2 protein-coding genes are annotated in these 2,069 nt (G+C 60.2%); both read left to right on the top strand.

The annotated features are described in order from the left end of the window. Positions 1-157: 157 nt before the first annotated feature. The gene (locus QMX91_RS30870) at positions 158-799 is read left to right on the top strand and encodes a DUF1345 domain-containing protein (protein ID WP_027611985.1); all 642 of its coding nucleotides are present in this window, start codon (positions 158-160) and stop codon (positions 797-799) included. Positions 800-964: 165 nt separating this feature from the next. After that, the gene (locus QMX91_RS30865) at positions 965-1,990 is read left to right on the top strand and encodes a LacI family DNA-binding transcriptional regulator (protein WP_282413883.1); all 1,026 of its coding nucleotides are present in this window, start codon (positions 965-967) and stop codon (positions 1,988-1,990) included. Positions 1,991-2,069: the final 79 nt, after the last annotated feature.

Genomic DNA, 2,069 nt, shown 5'->3' with positions numbered 1-2,069 from the left:
GCTCGCGAAGGCGTCGTGTCAGTCAGTATTCATGTAGCTGACACACCGCTTTCGCGAGCAAGCCCGCTCCCACAAGGTCATTTGAGCAGTCAAGTCAGTGGTCATCCGAGACGTCGCTGGGCTAAGGTGTAAAAACATCCTGGCCCATCGAGTCCCCATGCGCTTTCTCGCCCGCACCCACCCTCGCCTGTCCGCCGCCGCTTTGGTCGGCCTTGCCACCGGCCTGCTGGTCCCTGCCGACTCCGTCGTCAGCAAAATCCTCATCGGCTGGAACGCCGGCGTCTGGACTTACCTGATCCTGATGTTCTGGCTCGCCACCCGGGCAAAGGCACCGGACGTCAAACGCATCGCCGTCGTCGAAGACGAGAATGCCGGACTGGTGCTGTTCGTGGTGTGCATCGCAGCATTGGCCAGCCTGGCCGCCATCACCCTGGAGTTGGCCGGCACCAAGGATCTGGATACCCATCACAAACTTCTGCATTACGCGTTCACCGCCGTCACCGTCGTAGGTTCCTGGCTGGTGATCGGGGTGATCTTCTGTGTGCACTACGCGCGCCTGTTTTACACCTGGGACGGCAAGGAACCGGCCCTGCGTTTCGCTGAAGGTCTGACCACGCCCAATTATTGGGACTTCCTGTATTTCTCCTTCACCATCGGCGTAGCAGTGCAGACTGCCGATGTCGGCGTGGCTACCCGCGACATTCGCAAGATCGTCCTGGCGCAATCATTGATCGGTTTTGTGTTCAACACCGCGATTCTGGGCTTTTCGATCAATATTGCTGCCGGCCTGTTTGGCTGAGCATTGCGCAGATACTTCAATAACGCTGAGCACCGCCCGTCGGCGCCAAGTTGAAGTACCACGCGCATTCACTTGACGGAGTGTCAGCTTCTGGTGTTTCCTGAAACCGGTTTCATCGCCATCGCGGCGCATGAAACGAATAAATCCAATAATAGGTTTCAGACCGTGAACGACTTCTCCGCCGCCCAGCGCAGCCGCGTGACCATGCTTGATGTTGCCGAACGCGCCGGCGTATCCAAGGCCAGCGTCTCGCGCTTCATCGGCGACGACCGCGCCCTGCTCTCCGATGCCATCGCCCTGCGTATCGAGCAGGCGATCAGCGAGCTGGGTTACCGCCCGAACCAGATGGCCCGTGGTCTGAAACGCGGGCGCACGCGCCTGATCGGCATGCTGGTGGCCGATATCCGCAACCCTTATTCGATTGCCGTGATGCACGGGGTGGAAACCGCCTGCCGTGCGCACGGCTACAGCCTGGTGGTGTGCAACACCGACCGCGATGACGAGCAGGAACGCCAACACCTGGCGTTGTTGCGCTCGTACAACATCGAAGGGCTGATCGTGAACACCCTTGGCCATCACCGTGACGAACTCCACGAGTTGCACCGGGAAATGCCCTTGGTGCTGGTGGACCGCAAGGTCGATGGCCTCGACAGCGACATGGTTGGGCTGAACAATCCGCAAGCTGTTGAGATGGCGCTGAAGCACCTGGAACAGCGCGGCTATCGCGATGTGTTGCTGGTGACTGAGCCTTATGACGGCACCAGTTCGCGGATCGAGCGGGTCAGCAGTTTTCAGGCGCAGATTGCCCAGCGCTCCGGGTTGACCGGGGCGGTGCTGGAAACCGGCGACGCACTCGCTACTCATCTTCAAATCTTTTTGGACACACCGGCGACCGGGCCGAAAGCACTGTTCTGCGCCAACGGTGTCGCAGCGCTGGCCTGTACCCTGGCCTTGCGTGAAATCGGTTGCCGATTGTTCGAGGATGTCGGGCTGATTGCCCTGGATGATCTGGATTGGTACCCGTTGGTCGGCAGCGGAATTACCGCCCTCGCCCAGCCCACAGCCGAGATTGGCGCGCGGGCGTTTGAGTGTTTGCTCAAGCGTTTGCGGGGGGATGTCGAGGTAGCGCGCAGAGTGGATTTTGCGCCGGTGCTGATTGAGCGCGGGTCTACCCGAGGATCTTTGCGGTGAATGTTATGGCGCCATCGCGAGCAGGCTCACTCCTACAGGGGGAGCGCATTCCAAATGTAGGAGTGAGCCTGCTCGCGAT

It is taken from the genome of Pseudomonas sp. PS01299 (genome assembly GCF_029960145.1).
Classification (GTDB): Bacteria; Pseudomonadota; Gammaproteobacteria; order Pseudomonadales; family Pseudomonadaceae; genus Aquipseudomonas; species Aquipseudomonas putida_A.
The sequence above is the reverse complement of the archived record's forward strand: the minus strand, read 5'-3'. Positions and strand labels throughout refer to the sequence as shown.